The 14,168-nt window shown below is 60.2% G+C and carries 9 protein-coding genes; 6 read left to right on the forward strand and 3 right to left on the reverse strand.

The window, feature by feature from the left end:
* Positions 1–231 precede the first annotated feature (231 nt).
* Positions 232–918, forward strand: coding sequence for a CPBP family glutamic-type intramembrane protease (locus ACQY6C_RS04495; RefSeq protein ID WP_427965320.1), 687 nt, complete (start codon positions 232–234; stop codon positions 916–918).
* A 69-nt stretch (positions 919–987) separates the two neighbouring features.
* Here ACQY6C_RS04495 and ACQY6C_RS04500 read toward each other — a convergent pair whose 3' ends face one another.
* Positions 988–1,590 carry a TetR/AcrR family transcriptional regulator gene (locus ACQY6C_RS04500; protein WP_427965323.1) on the reverse strand — a complete coding sequence of 201 codons (603 nt, stop codon included), beginning with the start codon at positions 1,588–1,590 and terminating at the stop codon, positions 988–990.
* A gap of 70 nt (positions 1,591–1,660) precedes the next feature.
* Between ACQY6C_RS04500 and ACQY6C_RS04505 the strand changes: the two genes are divergently transcribed.
* The 5 genes from ACQY6C_RS04505 (at position 1,661) to ACQY6C_RS04525 (ending at position 9,163) form a co-directional block, all read left to right on the forward strand.
* Complete coding sequence (locus tag ACQY6C_RS04505; RefSeq protein WP_427965326.1) at positions 1,661–2,011, forward strand: c-type cytochrome; 351 nt, start codon at positions 1,661–1,663, stop codon at positions 2,009–2,011.
* Positions 2,008–3,411, forward strand: coding sequence for a D-arabinono-1,4-lactone oxidase (locus ACQY6C_RS04510; RefSeq protein ID WP_427965329.1), 1,404 nt, complete (start codon positions 2,008–2,010; stop codon positions 3,409–3,411). Before ACQY6C_RS04505 ends, ACQY6C_RS04510 begins: the two co-directional genes overlap by 4 nt.
* On the forward strand, positions 3,404–4,666 hold the full coding sequence (locus ACQY6C_RS04515; RefSeq protein ID WP_427965332.1) for an alanine racemase: 1,263 nt from the start codon (positions 3,404–3,406) through the stop codon (positions 4,664–4,666). The genes ACQY6C_RS04510 and ACQY6C_RS04515 overlap by 8 nt, the downstream gene beginning before the upstream one ends.
* 336 nt (positions 4,667–5,002) lie before the next feature.
* Positions 5,003–7,372 carry a TonB-dependent receptor gene (locus ACQY6C_RS04520; RefSeq protein WP_427965335.1) on the forward strand — a complete coding sequence of 790 codons (2,370 nt, stop codon included), beginning with the start codon at positions 5,003–5,005 and terminating at the stop codon, positions 7,370–7,372.
* 108 nt (positions 7,373–7,480) lie between these two features.
* Positions 7,481–9,163: an alkaline phosphatase D family protein gene (locus ACQY6C_RS04525; protein ID WP_427965338.1), complete on the forward strand. Its 1,683-nt coding sequence runs from the start codon at positions 7,481–7,483 to the stop codon at positions 9,161–9,163.
* A gap of 53 nt (positions 9,164–9,216) precedes the next feature.
* Here ACQY6C_RS04525 and ACQY6C_RS04530 read toward each other — a convergent pair whose 3' ends face one another.
* Both ACQY6C_RS04530 and ACQY6C_RS04535 read right to left on the reverse strand, forming a co-directional pair.
* Positions 9,217–12,099 carry a TIM-barrel domain-containing protein gene (locus ACQY6C_RS04530; protein ID WP_427965341.1) on the reverse strand — a complete coding sequence of 961 codons (2,883 nt, stop codon included), beginning with the start codon at positions 12,097–12,099 and terminating at the stop codon, positions 9,217–9,219.
* A 361-nt stretch (positions 12,100–12,460) separates the two neighbouring features.
* The gene (locus ACQY6C_RS04535) at positions 12,461–14,056 is read right to left on the reverse strand and encodes a carboxylesterase/lipase family protein (protein ID WP_427965344.1); all 1,596 of its coding nucleotides are present in this window, start codon (positions 14,054–14,056) and stop codon (positions 12,461–12,463) included.
* Positions 14,057–14,168 lie beyond the last annotated feature (112 nt).

Here is a 14,168-nt window from a genome sequence, read left to right on the forward strand (position 1 = left end):
CCAGGGCACTTTTCAGACGATGGCCGGTCTGCCGGAAAATAGTCGGCGATGACCGAATTGGCCGGAGCGGTGCTGGTCGCTTCGCCAGCGCCCATCAGGAAGCGCGTGATCGCCAATTGCCAGATGTTGCTGACCAGCCCTGCAAATGGCCCAGGAGGTGTACCTTCTGAAGTCGCTGAAGTTCCTTCGTGGGTTGCTTGCCGCTCTGTGTTATGCTCATGCAACACAGTTATGAAGAGATTTCGTCAGCTTGCAGCCATCTTGTTCGGTCTCCTCGCGTGGTACGCAGTGGCGATCGCGGCAGATTTTTTTCTGGTTGGTGTATGGGGACTGACCTCGGGGACACGTTTCGCAATGCTTGGCGCGGCGGAGCTCATCCTCGGCGGCGGCGTCATTATTCTGGCACTTCGACTCGCGGGTATTCGCCCTGCGGAGATAGGGTGGACTTCGCATTGCATCCGGTCGGATGTCCTCGTCGGGCTGATGATTGCCGTCCTGTTTGCAGTAGTGCAGTTTGCCGTGATCATTCCGGCGACTGGCGGAGCGGGGCGAAGCGACATCGTGGCGAATGCCGCACAGATCGGCGAGACCTACCCGGGACTTTTCGGCATGTTGCTGCTCGCGCTGCTCGGTTCGACCAGCGAAGAACTGTTGTTCCGCGGGCTGCTGCTCGGCGGTATCGCGATTGCCTTTAAAGCGGGCACGACGGCTCGCGTACTTGCCACCGCCATCGTGATCGTACTGTTCGCCCTCAGCCATGGCTATCAGGGCTGGGCCGGCATCGTCGATACCGGGTTCTTCGGCGGGCTGCTGTTGAGCGCGATCTACTGGTGGCGGGATATGCGTCTCGCAGGTCCTATAGCCGCGCATGTCGGTTGGAACATAATTGCCTCAATCATCATATTCTCGATCTACTGATTGCAAGGCTGTTCGTCTTGCAGGCTGCAAGTTTGCAGCACCCATCGCCGGTGTCGATTGTATTGATTGTCAATTCATGCGGCAGGGTTGCTCGAGCGCCGTAAAGCCAAGCAAGGCCCGGATGGTCCTGGCGGTGTCGCGCATGATCGCGTCAGTATCCTGTCCGTCCTCGTCAAACACCATTTCGATGGCAGCATAGCCGAACTCGACTGCCAGTCGCGCGCGCCGTTCAGCAGTGGCGCGGCCCAGCGAGGGATCGCGTTCCAGGAGCGTCTCAGCAAGCTGAGATGAAACGGCGTGGTGCGAAGCCAGACGCACCTTCGCCAGTTGCGGCACAGCTCGCAACATCCGCATCACCCATGGACCGCCCGGATGCGCCAGCGTGACCCGCACATGCTCGACCAGCGATTCCGCCAGCGCTGCCTCATCCTGTTCAGGATCGAGCAGCACCAGCGCGTTCTGTTGCTCCATCAGCCGCGCACCAAGTGCGGCCAGCAGGTCATATTTATCGGAAAAGTAGTTGTAGAGTGTCGGCGGACTTACCCCGGCGCGTTCGGCGACAAGATTGGTCGAAATCCGCTCTACACCCAGTTCTTCCAACAGCACCCCGGCGGCATCGAGAAGCCGTTCATAGGTGGCGATTGCTCGCTTTTGGGTGGGTTTTCGCGCCATCTGAATTGCCGTTGACTTAAAATATAGCGATGACTATAAAACTGCAAGAGGTTTTTGGAGGGATTCTACGATGCGTGCATGCGCACCCTTGCTGGCAATGGCACTCGCGGCCTGCGGGGATACCGAAATGCCGCCGCCACCGCTGACCGAAGCGGAAAGCGCAGCCCTCAACCCGTCCGACCCGCGCGTTGCCGCACTCTACGAAGGTTCTTGCAAGGCCTGCCACACGGTCAAGGACGCGCAAGCTCCGCTCACCGGGGACCTGGCAGCCTGGAACCCGCGCTGGGCCAAGGGTGAGGACGCGTTGCTCGCCAGCGCCATGGGCGGGATCAAGGGTATGCCTGCGGGCGGACAATGCTTCGAATGCACGCCAGAGGATCTCAAGGCGCTCATCCGCTTCATGGCAGGGCATGAGCAATGACGACGCGGCGCAATATCCTGCTCGGTTCGGCTGCAGCGATTGCGGTGGGTGCCGGTGGCTTGGCTGGCCGTGTGGCATGGCGTGATCGCGAACCCGCTTCCCTTCCGCCAATCGATAGCCAAGGCCGCGCCCTCTGGAGCAATTGGTCGGGCCTTGAGCACGCCTATCCCGCGCGCCGCGCCGCACCCGCTGACGAAGCGGAACTGGCGATGCTGCTACCTGGCGTCCCAACACCGATCCGCCCTGTCGGCGCGGGTCACAGCTTTACAGCCATCGTCCCGACCGAAGGTACGTTGCTATCGCTGGACCATCTGAGTGGTATCGCCGAAAGCGACGGCGAGTCCGTTACCGCCACTGTCGGCGCGGGCACCAGGCTTTCCGCCCTTGGCCCCGCGCTGGCGGGCATCGGGCAGGAGATGATCAACCTTCCCGATATCGACAAGCAGACGCTTGGCGGGGCGCTGGCAACGGGGACACACGGCACCGGCAAGGGGGTGCCTGCGCTTCATGGCCGCGTCATAGCCATGCGACTGGTCGGACCTGACGGCTCCGTGATCGAATGCAGCCCTGACGAGCGGCCAGAGGTATTCAACGCCGCCCGCGTCGGGCTTGGCGCATTTGGCGTGCTGAGCCAGGTAACATTGCAGAACTGGCCTCTCAGCCGGGTGAAGAAGACGGTCCGCGTGGTTGATACAGAGACCATGCTCAATGATTGGCCCACACTCGCCAGCGAGCATCGCAATGCCGAATTCCTTGTTCTTCCTTTCACCGGCAAGTCGGCGCTGGTGACCCATGATGTCACGACCGAGCCGGTCATGCCGCGCGGCCCCGATGCTGATACCGACGTGCTGATGGAGCTGAAAAGCCTGCGCGACATGTTCGAGTTCACCCCGGCGCTGCGCCGCCGCTTTGCTGCGCATTTCCTTGACCAGACCCCGCCTGAAATCGCCATCGACGAGGGTTGGAAACTGCTCGCCAATTCGCGGCCAGTGCGGTTCAAGGAAATGGAATATCACTTGCCGATCGAGCATCAGGTTGCTGCACTGCGCGAAGTAATCGCGCGGATCGAGCATGAGGCGAAGGATGTTTTCTTCCCGATCGAAGCGCGTATCATCGCGCCTGACGATGCCTGGCTCTCACCTTTTTATGGGCGGGAATGCGGGTCGATTGCGGTCCATGCCTATTACAAGGAAGCGCATGACTGGATGTTCCGCCTGATCGAACCGGTGTTTCGCGAGGCGGGCGGAAGGCCGCATTGGGGCAAGCTCCATTCGCTCGCTGCGCCCGAACTGGCCGCACTTTATCCGATGTTCGGAGAGGCGATGGCGGTGCGCAAATCGCTCGACCCGCATGGCCGGATGCTCAACCCCTTCCTTTTGAAGGTATTCGGCAATGCCTAAGCTCTCACGCAGGACCATGCTGATCGGTGGCGGCACTCTTGCTGTCGCAGGGATAGGTACGATGCTGGCACGTCCAGCAATGGGAGGCGGAATGCACGATCCCTATTTCTCCGGGCTGGCGAAGGCGCTGCGCGAGGCCGACCTTATGCGGCCGACACTGGTAATCGACCGTGCGCGTCTCGATGCCAATATCGCCGCAATTCGAAAGACCACCGATGCATCCAGGCTGCCGCTAAGAGTGGTCGCCAAATCGCTACCCTCTCCGCAACTGCTTGCCCATGTGATGCAGGGCATGGGGCATGACCGGATGATGGTGTTCAGCGCTGAAATGCTGCTCCAGCTCGCTCCGCTTCATCCCCGGGCGAGCTATCTCATGGGCAAGCCGCTGCCGGTCAGCGAGTTTGTCCGCGTCGTCGAAGGTGTCGGGGCCGAAACTGCGGGCCGCGTCCAATGGCTGATCGACACCCCGCTGCGGCTCAGAGAATATACCGCTGCCGCCAGGACGCGCAGCGTACCGCTGAAGGTGAGCTTCGAGATTGACGTCGGCCTTCATCGCGGCGGTTTCGCCGAAACCGCTGTGCTGGCAGATGCAGCGCGCAAGGCACAGGCCGAAGACGTCAGTATTGCCGGGCTGATGGGATATGATCCGCATGTCCCCAAGATGCCTTCGCCCGACAGTGCCTATGAAGCGTCGCAAGGCGCCTATTCCAACGCCATTGCAGCACTGGCCGATGCCGGAGTGGTTGACCCGCGCTCGCTGACGCTCAATGCCGCGGGCAGCCCGACCTTCCGTCGCCATTGCAGGGGGACCGTAGCGAACGAAGTCTCGGTCGGCTCTGCCTTCGTAAAGCCGGGCGATTTCGATTATGATGAGTTGGCTGATCTCACCGCCGCGGCCTTCATCGCTACGCCCGTTCTGAAGCGTGACGGCGATATGAAACTGCCAGGGATCGAACCGCTGTCAGGCCCGATGCATTGGTTCGACCGTAACACGGAGCGCGGGTTCTTCGTTCATGGCGGCCATTGGTTGGCGCAACCCGTCTCCCCTCCGGGGCTGCAATATTCCTCGCTGTTCGGTCGTTCATCGAACCAGGAACTGCTGACCGGATCGCACCGGATTGATCTCCAGCCCGGCGACACGGTGTTCTATCGCCCCGACCAGAGCGAGGCGCTGCTGCTGCAGTTTGGCGATATCGCGATCTATGAAGGCGGCACCATCAGCGAGCGTTGGCCCACCTTGCCTATCAGCGCCTGACAGGTACAATTTTCACGAATTATCAATGCTATGGAACTGCCGGCAACGATCCGGGCTAGCCTGATCCCGAATTTGCCTGAGGGGCTTCCGCTTTGATCCGCCTGTCCGCTACCGGCCCGATCTTTGGCCATCCAAGATAGAGAAACCGCAAAACCATTGGCGAGATGCCCATTGTGAGCTCGAACCGCACCAACTCGGCATATTGCAGTCATTAACCGGTCATCCAACCGAGACTGCGCAGTAACACTGTCACTAAACATTTATTGCACCGCAACAACGCCTTCGCATTCGCACAATAGTGGCGGCCCCTGAAACACAAGATGAGGGGTTTCCAAAATGCGATCTGTACCCAAAGGAAAATCGGCGCTGTTCGGCGCCAGCCTGGCCATTCTGACCTTCCATGCTCCTTTGCATGCCGAAGATTCGGAGACCGACGAAGCAGCAGTGGATGCCGGAACAACGATCATCGTTACCGGCGTCAAGGCGGCTTACACCAACAACGTCACCACAGAGCCGATGATGTTGCAGCAGACTCCGCTCACGTCGCCGCTGTCCATGATCGACAACCTGCCCGGCGTGCAGGTGCAGGAAGGCGATACATTCGGGTTCGACGATTGGTCGACGACGGTCGCGCTGCGAGGATTCCAGACCAATCTGGACGAGCAGCAAGTCGGCATCACGATCGATGGCCTTCCCAACGGCGGCTCCAACTATGGCGGCGGCTCGAAGGCGAACCGCTATATCGACACGATGAACATCGGTTCGGTCGCGGTCAGCCAGGGCACTGCGGACATCGGCTCGCTTTCAAACGAGGCGCTGGGCGGAACGCTTGACTTCCGCACCTCCGATCCGCTCGATGACAGCCGCATCCGATTTTCGACTTCACTTGGCGAAAACGATGCGAAGCGATTCTATGTGCGAGCAGACACGGGCGATCTGGGCGGTGTGAAGGCGTGGGTCTCCGCTTCGCACCAGGAAGCGACCGACTGGATCAACAACGCGGCGGAAAACGAGCGCGATCATATCGCGGCCAAATTCGTCGCCGAGCCGGGCCTGGTTCGAATTTCGGGCTATGCGAGCTATGACGACACGCAAGAAGACAACTACCAGCGCGTCTTCAGCGCAGCCGATTTCGCGGCCTATCCCGAGTGGGACCAACTGACTGCCGAATGGTCGGGTATCCCCTATATCGACCAGAGCTATCGCAAGGGCTGGTCCACGCTGCGGGAGAACGCATTTACCTATCTCAAGGCGGAAGCAGATCTCGACGCGGTCGAACTTAGTGCGGCGGCCTATTATCATCACAACAAGGGGCGCGGCGACTGGGTCCCGCCCTATATCGTCGACGTCGTGGACGACATGGGCGGAGCGGAAAGCGAGATCACCGGCAACAGCACGATCATGGGCGGCAGCCCGATTGGCCGCATCTACTTCATCGACGGCAATGGCGTCGCGCTCACCGCCACGCCCGGTTGCGTCTCTTCGATTACCTTCCCCTATGGCGGAGCCGGCCCCGAGTACGATCCGGCCTGCTACGCTGCAGGTGCGATCGGCGCTCAGTCGTATCGCCACACGCATTACGAGAAGGACCGCTATGGTTTCACTGCCAATGCCTCGTGGACGGCGAGTTTTGGCGGCGTCGACAACCAGCTGCGCGGCGGCATTTGGTACGAAGACGGGAAGCGCAAGGAGCATCGCGACTGGCACCAGATCGTCGATACGCGGGTCGGGTTCGAATATGAAAACCCCGCCTATTGGCGCCAATACGACCGCGAATACCCGCAAAGCACTTTCAAGTGGTTCGCGGAAGACGAGGTCACCTTTGGTCCGGTCACCGCAACCTTCGGCATCAAGCAGTTCCATAACGAAGTTGAGCGCGAAGACAATTTCGGCGCCTCGCCGAACGTCTCACTCAGCAAGACATCCGACATCCTGCTGTCTGGCGGTGTCCAGATCGAAGCCATGCCCGGTCTCGACCTGTTTGCCGGCTATGCCGAAAACTACAAGGCGCTGGGTGACGAGATCCTGGAGCGGCCCAATGCGGACCTCGACCTGCTTGAGCCAGAAACGAGCGAAAACTGGGAAGCCGGCGTGCGATATAGCAGCGGCCGTGTTCAGGCTTCGGCGGTCTATTTCAACACCAAGTTCGACAACCGGATCATCTTCCTGGCCGCCAACACCGATGCGGGACCGGACTATCTGATCGGCACCAACGGTACATATTTCAACGCGGGTGGTATCGATTCCGAAGGGTTCGAACTGCTGGTCAATGCTGAGATTGTTCCCGGTCTCTCCGGCTTTGCCAGCTATACCTATATCGATGCCACCTATAAGGGCACGGGCGATCCGCTGGTCGATGCGGCTGTCGGGATCATCCCGGGCAATCGTGTGACGGGCATCGCCAAGAACATGTTTGTTGCCGGGCTCGACTACAACTACGGACCATTCCGCGCAGGCATCTCGGGCAAGCAGACAGGCGATCGTTTCGTCAATATCGCCAACAGCTTTGTCGCCGAAGGCTACTTCACTGTAGATGCCTACATTGGCGTGCGCGGCGAAGAAATTGCCGACATGCTCAAAGGGATCGATCTCAGTCTCGTCGTCAACAATATCTTCGACGAAGACTATCTTGGTGGCATTTCGGGTGGTGGTGCGTGGATCGGCGCGCCGCGCACGGTGGTCTTCACCGCGACGCTCGATTTCTGATTGGACTTTGGGCGCGGGGGCGGTCCGGATTTTCGGGCCGCCCTTCGCCTATCCGCAACTTTTCTAGCGCATCAATCCTAGCGCATTTCATGCGAGGGAGACCTGACCATGTCTTCATTTGCCGCGGATCGCCGCCGTGTCATTGCCGGGCTTGCTGCTTCTTCCGCTGCTGCCGCGTTTCCCTTTCGAACCAATGCGAGTGAAGCAACAGGCAGCCCTGTCTTCCAGCACGGCGTGGCGAGCGGCGATCCCGATGCAACATCGGTCGTTCTATGGACCCGGATTACGGCTGAGGGTCAGCAGGACGTCGTCTGGGAAGTGGCGAGCGACTTGGGATTTCGCGAAGTGGTGGTGAGCGGATCCTACGCTACCGGGCCGGACCGCGACCACACTGTGAAGCTGCTCGCAACCGGGCTGAATTCCGGTGCAACCTATTACTACCGCTTCCGGCTTGGCAACGCGGTTTCGATCGTCGGATGCACGCGCACCTTGCCAGTGGGAAAGCTTGACCGGTTGGGCATCGCTCTTGTCTCCTGCTCCAACTACCCATTCGGCTACTTCAACGCCTATGACGCCATCGCGAGCGATGCCAGCGTGGAATATGTGCTGCACACTGGCGATTATATCTACGAATATGGCGCAGGCGGCTGGGGTGGAGATCTTGGTGCCAAGATCGGGCGTGTGCATGAACCCGCGAACGAGATCGTCAGCCTCGCCGACTACCGTCAACGCCATGCCCAGTACAAGACAGATGCCGGAGCGCAGGCGATGCACGCAGCGCATCCCTTGCTCGCATGTTGGGACGACCATGAGAGCGCCAACAACCCCTGGACGGGCGGTGCCCAAAACCACCAACCCGAAACGGAGGGGGACTGGCATTCCCGCCGTAGGGCATCGATCCAGGCCTATTACGAATGGATGCCCGTGCGAGAGCCGGAGTGGCTCGATCGCAAGGGAGGCAGCCGTAAGCAGTTCTGGCGCTGCTACAATTTCGGCGACCTGGCCATGCTGCATACACTTGAAACCCGCCACACGGCGCGTGCCAGGCAAATCGACTACGCCGATTTCTCGGACCATGGCCATGCAACGCATGATGCGGTCATGGCGGCTGTGAATGAACCGGGCCGCCGCATGCTGGCCTCTGAACTGGAGAGAGACCTATCCGCTGCGCTCAGATCGTCAGTTGACGCAGGGCAGCCCTGGCGCCTGATTGGCAATCCCATGCCGATTGCGCGTACCGAGGTCCCAGATGTCGTCGCTCTGGGATTGGTCGGAGATCCGGAGGCTACGCCCGGCCTGCCTGAGGCAGCGCAGACGCTGGCATGGAAAGGCAAGCACAGGCTGCCCTTCTATCCTGACACGTGGGATGGCTATGGCTGGGCCCGCGAGCGGCTCTATGACCTCAGCCGGAAAGCAGGTGCAGGCGATCTCCTGTTCCTGACCGGCGACAGCCACAGTTTCTGGGCCAATCGGCTGGGCGATGGCGAGGGCAGGCTGGTCGGCATCGAGTTGGGCACCGCAGGCGTTTCCTCGCCAGGCGATTTTGTGGGCAGCGGGTTCGATGCGTTGACGTCCGCCCAACTCGACAAGGCCTTCGCGGATTTCAACCCAGAGATCGAGTGGACCGACAATCTTCACCAGGGCTATGTTCGGCTTGAACTGTCGCATGGCAGTGCAACGGCCAGCTTTATCGCGGTGGACACAGTCCTATCACCGCAATATCGGACTGATATTCTTCAGCGAATCAACATCTTGCGACGAAACAATTCGGTCGATCTGGCGATTGCATAGTCACCGGGGATACGGTGATGCGATCCCTGCAAAGACTGACAGATCCGTACCCGTCACTTGGCGAACCGCAAGACCGTTGCACGCCCGTCATAGGTGATTGTCCGCGCTGCCGGCGCTTCCGCTATTCCGCCGGGCTGTTTGCTGTCGACTAGGACGATGTTGAGCTTGCGCTGCTGAACCATACCAGGGAAGCTGCCCTCGCGTTCGCCGATCGAAAGGACCCGCTTGGCATCGTTCCAGCGCAGTTCGTAGCGCGCGGACTGGCCGCGCTCATAGGCATAAGTCTCGTTGTCGTCTTCATAGATGATGAAACTGCCATCCGCGCCGGGATAGATTCGGATCTCCAGCGGCGCGTCGGGTTTCTCGGTCGCATATTGCACCACCGGGCCCATCGGGATGATCGATCCGGCGCGGACATATAGCGGAATGACGTCCAGCGGCGTTTCGCGCGTGACCGTCTGTCCTCCCGCATGGCGTTGGTTCGTCCAGAAATCATACCATTCCGCCCCCTTTGGCAGATAGGTGGTCATCGACAGGTCACGCGTGGGTTTGGCGGCCGCCAAGGCCTGGAACTCGCTTGGCGTACGCCACGCCAGCTGCAGCGATCGGCCACCCCCGCTTTGATAGTATTCGATCCGGATGGGGACGCGTTGCCCCTTGCGCAGCGTGCGCTTCACGCCGGCATAGCGATTGCCGCCGTCTTTCCAGTCCTCAAGGACTTTCTCGCCGTCCAGACAGAGGCGATACCCGTCATCGCCCGAAAGACCGATTTCGTACTCTCCATCCTCGGGCGCGAGCAATTCACCTTCCCAACGCGCCGAGAAGTCAGTGAGGGCCGTGAGCCCGGCCGGCATTTCCGCCAGCGGCGGCCCGGGCCAGATATGGTCGACCCGCTCGTCGACCGACCGGGCACCCCTTGGCTCGTCAAAGTTGCGGCCCTGAAAATACTGGACGCTCAGGCCCTGCTTTCCGTCGCTGGTTTGCAGATACGCGGCGGGTATCGTTGCGGGCGGCGGCGGCAGGATGTGGTACATGGGCCGGGTCACGGGGTGGACCAGCATGGAAGAGCCGAACATGAAGCTGTCGTTGATGTCGTAGGTCGCCGGGTCCGCAGCGAAATCCATCGGCAGCGGTCGCATCAGCGTATATCCGTCAGAGGTCACCTTTGCGCTGAGGCTGTAGATATAGGGCAGCAGGCGGTAGCGTAGATGGACTGTATCCAGCAGCGATTTGTACATCGCCGGGTCCATGTCCTTGAAGATATAGGGTTCGCGCTCGATGCTGGTGCCGTGCACCCGCATCAGCGGATTGAACGCACCGAACTGGAACCAGCGAGCGAACAGTTCGCGGTAGGCTGGGTTCCTTTCGCCACCCTGGAAATCGTCGACGAAAAAGCCGCCAATGTCCTGCGTCCAATAGGGATTGCCTGTGACGGTGACGTTGACGCCCCCCGCAACCTGCTTCTTCAGCGTATCCCAACTGGCAATTGTATCGCCCGACCAGGATGCGGCCGCCGTCCGCTGCGCTCCCGCCCAGGCCGATCGCGTCAGTGTCAGTACGCGATTGTCGCTCGTCGCCCGCTGTCCGTCATAGGTGCCCTGTGTCGTCAGCAGGGTGTAGGGGTTCAGATAGCGCGAAAAATCGCCCATGACGTTGCGGCCCAGCGCTTTGGTATCGACGACATTGGAGTGCGGATCCCACATGGCGGAGCTGGCCTCCACCTCGGTTCCATCCATCCACAGGGCATCCACGCCCTTGTCGAGCAGCCCCGATTTGACGTGCTTGAAGTAGATTTCGCGCCCTTTGGGGCTGTATGCGTCATAGACGCGGGCCTTCTTTGAAATCCAGTGCAGCGGCTCGAAGCGCAGTCCATGCTCGTCCAGTTCCTTTGCCAGCGGCGTGTCGTTGCCCACTGACGGCCAGATAGAGATCATGAGCTTCATGTTGAGGTCGTGGACGGCGCGCGTCATCCCCTCCGGATCGGGATAGCGTTCGGGGTTCCAGATCATCCCCGACCAGGTGCCATCCTTGTCGCTTCCCCAATATTGCCAATCCTGCACGATGTAATCGAGCGGGAAGCCTTCCTTGCGGAAGGTGCGGGCTACCTCGACCAGCCGGTCCTGGGTCGGATAGCGTTCCTTGCTCATGAACAGCCCGAACGCCTGTTTGGGATACATGGGCGCCTGCCCCGTCAGCCGGCGATAGGCGCCGACCACATCGTCCATCCTTTCGCCAGCCATCAGATAATAATCGACCCCGCCCGGCGCGTCTTCGGCCCACAGGCGCGCACCCTCGGCATCGTCGGTAAAGCGCATCTGCGAATAGGTGTCCCACATCACGCCATAGCCCTCGGTCGACAGCATGACGGGAATGATGATGCCGATATTGGTCTGGACCAGTAGCAGGTCCTTGCCGCGCCGGTTCACCTCTTCATCGTCGGTAAAACCGAACCCGTAGATTGCCTCCTCCGGCTTCAGCGTGAAGCTGTTCTCGACTTCATAAGTGGGGGTGTCTGAAACCGTTTTGGGCGTGATCTTTTGCGGCACGCCAGCCTTCTCACGGGTCAGCAACTTGCCACCGGCACCGAAGAAGCTGATGGCGCCGTCACGCTTGTCGATGGTTACCCGCAATTTTTCGCTCTTGAGGGTCACCGTGGAAGCGGTTTCGTTTACGGAAAAGCGCGTTTCTGCCGGTTTATCGGTCACGACCAGGCTAGGCTGGTTCCAGTACGAACGACCCAGGCTGGCATTCACGCGAACTGTGTCGGGGGCATAGAAGAGGACGGTCTTCACGGTGCCGTCGAGCTGGTACTGGACGCCGTTCTCCAATCGCACGGATTGGAAGTCTGAACGCGCCGAAACCTTGCCATCCGCAATCTGACCGTTGGCGGTCAGCCCGCTCGGGGGAGCTTTGGCCAGGGCTGGAGCCACTTGCATCGTGGCAAGCGCCAAGGCCACTGATCCGAAACAAAGCCCAACCCTCATCCCTTTACCTCTCTATTTGTCTGAGTAAAGGCTATATGCTCGCTCTTGATGACCTTGTCAAAGCGATGGTCCAGATGGAGGATCAGGCTGACCGGCGTCGAACTGGGCCGATGCCTCGATTCACAATCAATGTGACCTTGGCCACCAGTCAGGTGCTCGACAGACCTGCAATTTCTAAGGTTCGGCCGCTCAGGTCTGATGGCAAGCCCCAATGGCCTGAGGCACAGGGCGGGTAGGAGGCCGCTCCGCCTGGAGGAGACGAGTAGTAGTTGGATTCAGGGCAACGCTCTTATTGGGCTGCCCTTCCTGCAGGCTAGATTGATGCCCAAAAAGCGCGAATTTCGCGCCGCGGGTCATCTTCCACGCGTGGCTCGCGATCGAGAATAAGTGTGCTGCGCTTTTCTTGCGTATAGGCCGGCCAGCTCGGCAGTAATTCGTTATTCGGGTCGCCCGTTGCCGCAAAGCTGGACCAGATTGACGCCGCGCGTTGCATCATCTTCCGCGCTTCGGGTCCAGATCCATTCAGGCCCGACCGCAGTGAGTGGAGGCCAGGCCCGACATCAATGCCATGCACAGCCCCGAATACGCCACCCAAAGCTGGGCTTGGCCACGTCCAAAGATATGTCCACACCGGGGCACGACCTTGGGCGGATTTGCGTTCTGCCATTGCGAAGGCGCCGGGCCGGAATATCCGGTCGCTGTCCATGCGCGCGGCGAGCAGGAATGGCTTCGCATCAGGATCCTCATCTCGGTAGAGTTTGACCGCTTCGGCAGCTCGCTCAGCGGCACGCTCTTTGGCAAAGGCGAGCAGTCCGGCCTCATCCATCCCGAAATCCATCATGCGATAGGCGCGCTCGTCGAGAGCAGTCGATACGATCATGGGAACATCGGCAGAAGTGTCGGGCGCATCCGGATCGAACGGGTGGCGAGGGATGACATTGCCCTCGACCACCGGCGCAAAGGAACCCGGAGCTTCACCCTTGGCGCGTGCAGCCGCTTCAGCCGCGGCCTGAGCTTCCAGAATCGCAAGGAAGGGAACCTCCTGCAGCTTCCGAACGTCCGATATGTTCAATTCCTTGAGCAATTCCGCCGTTCGCTTCGCTGCGACTTCTTCAGGCATCAGTCTCAATGCAGAACCGCTCATGACGCCCGCGCGATGCATCAGTCCCTTCGCGGAAGGCATGGCAAGGAGCGTGCTGGTCTTCGCGCCCCCGCCTGATTGCCCATAAACAAGGACACGCGAAGGGTCTCCGCCAAATTGCTCGACATTATCCCGAATCCATTGAAGCGCGGCAACGATGTCCTGCATGCCGACTGTTCCGGAGGAAGCGAAGTCCGCCCCTCCCAGTTCTGCGAGATGGAGAAAACCGAATGCGCCCAGCCGATGGTTCACGGCGATAACCACGCATTGACCGTGGCGCGCCTGCGATTCCCCGTCCATGCCGACATTGTTTCCCGATCCGCCATAGAATCCGCCTCCATGGAGAGTCACGATCACTGGCAGCTTTGCATCGGATGAAAGATCGGGAGACCATAGGTTCAGCGAGAGACAATCTTCGCCGATACCGCCAGGTTGAACATCGAACTGTATCAAGTCCGCATAGGGACTGCGCCTGTCGGCAGGTACCTGCGGCGTGACGTCCGAATAGGTCAATGCGTCACGGACACCGCTCCATGGGACAACCGGCTGCGGCGGCATGAAGCGGTTACGTCCGCCTGTCGGCGCGCCGTACCGAATGCCCAGGAACTTGGCGACGTCGCCAGGCTTCGCGCCACGGAGCCTGCCGTCTGCCGTTTCCACCACCGGAAACAGGTCTGACGCGAAGACCGGCCGGGAGGTTGCTGCAATTCCGGCAGCCAGGCCGCCCGCCATAATCCCTCGCCTGCTGATACCGACCTGCTCAGACATCGCTATTTCTCCTTTAAGCTCGCTTCCCATTGGGCTTGCGGACTTGACATTAGAACAATTTTGGATGGAATAAAGAGACAAATTTGAAAATAGGGTATGTGATGGGCGCGAT

This window comes from Altererythrobacter sp., from assembly GCF_050299635.1.
Lineage (GTDB): Bacteria > Pseudomonadota > Alphaproteobacteria > Sphingomonadales > Sphingomonadaceae > Erythrobacter.

Bases quoted from the DNA above. Each gene is read 5' to 3' on its own strand.
- ACQY6C_RS04505 (WP_427965326.1), top strand. From the start codon at position 1,661: ATGCGTGCATGCGCACCCTTGCTGGCAATGGCACTCGCGGCCTGCGGG.
- ACQY6C_RS04535 (WP_427965344.1), bottom strand. From the start codon at position 14,056: ATGTCTGAGCAGGTCGGTATCAGCAGGCGAGGGATTATGGCGGGCGGC.
- ACQY6C_RS04520 (WP_427965335.1), top strand. From the start codon at position 5,003: ATGCGATCTGTACCCAAAGGAAAATCGGCGCTGTTCGGCGCCAGCCTG.
- ACQY6C_RS04515 (WP_427965332.1), top strand. From the start codon at position 3,404: ATGCCTAAGCTCTCACGCAGGACCATGCTGATCGGTGGCGGCACTCTT.
- ACQY6C_RS04525 (WP_427965338.1), top strand. From the start codon at position 7,481: ATGTCTTCATTTGCCGCGGATCGCCGCCGTGTCATTGCCGGGCTTGCT.
- ACQY6C_RS04500 (WP_427965323.1), bottom strand. From the start codon at position 1,590: ATGGCGCGAAAACCCACCCAAAAGCGAGCAATCGCCACCTATGAACGG.
- ACQY6C_RS04510 (WP_427965329.1), top strand. From the start codon at position 2,008: ATGACGACGCGGCGCAATATCCTGCTCGGTTCGGCTGCAGCGATTGCG.
- ACQY6C_RS04495 (WP_427965320.1), top strand. From the start codon at position 232: ATGAAGAGATTTCGTCAGCTTGCAGCCATCTTGTTCGGTCTCCTCGCG.
- ACQY6C_RS04530 (WP_427965341.1), bottom strand. From the start codon at position 12,099: ATGCAAGTGGCTCCAGCCCTGGCCAAAGCTCCCCCGAGCGGGCTGACC.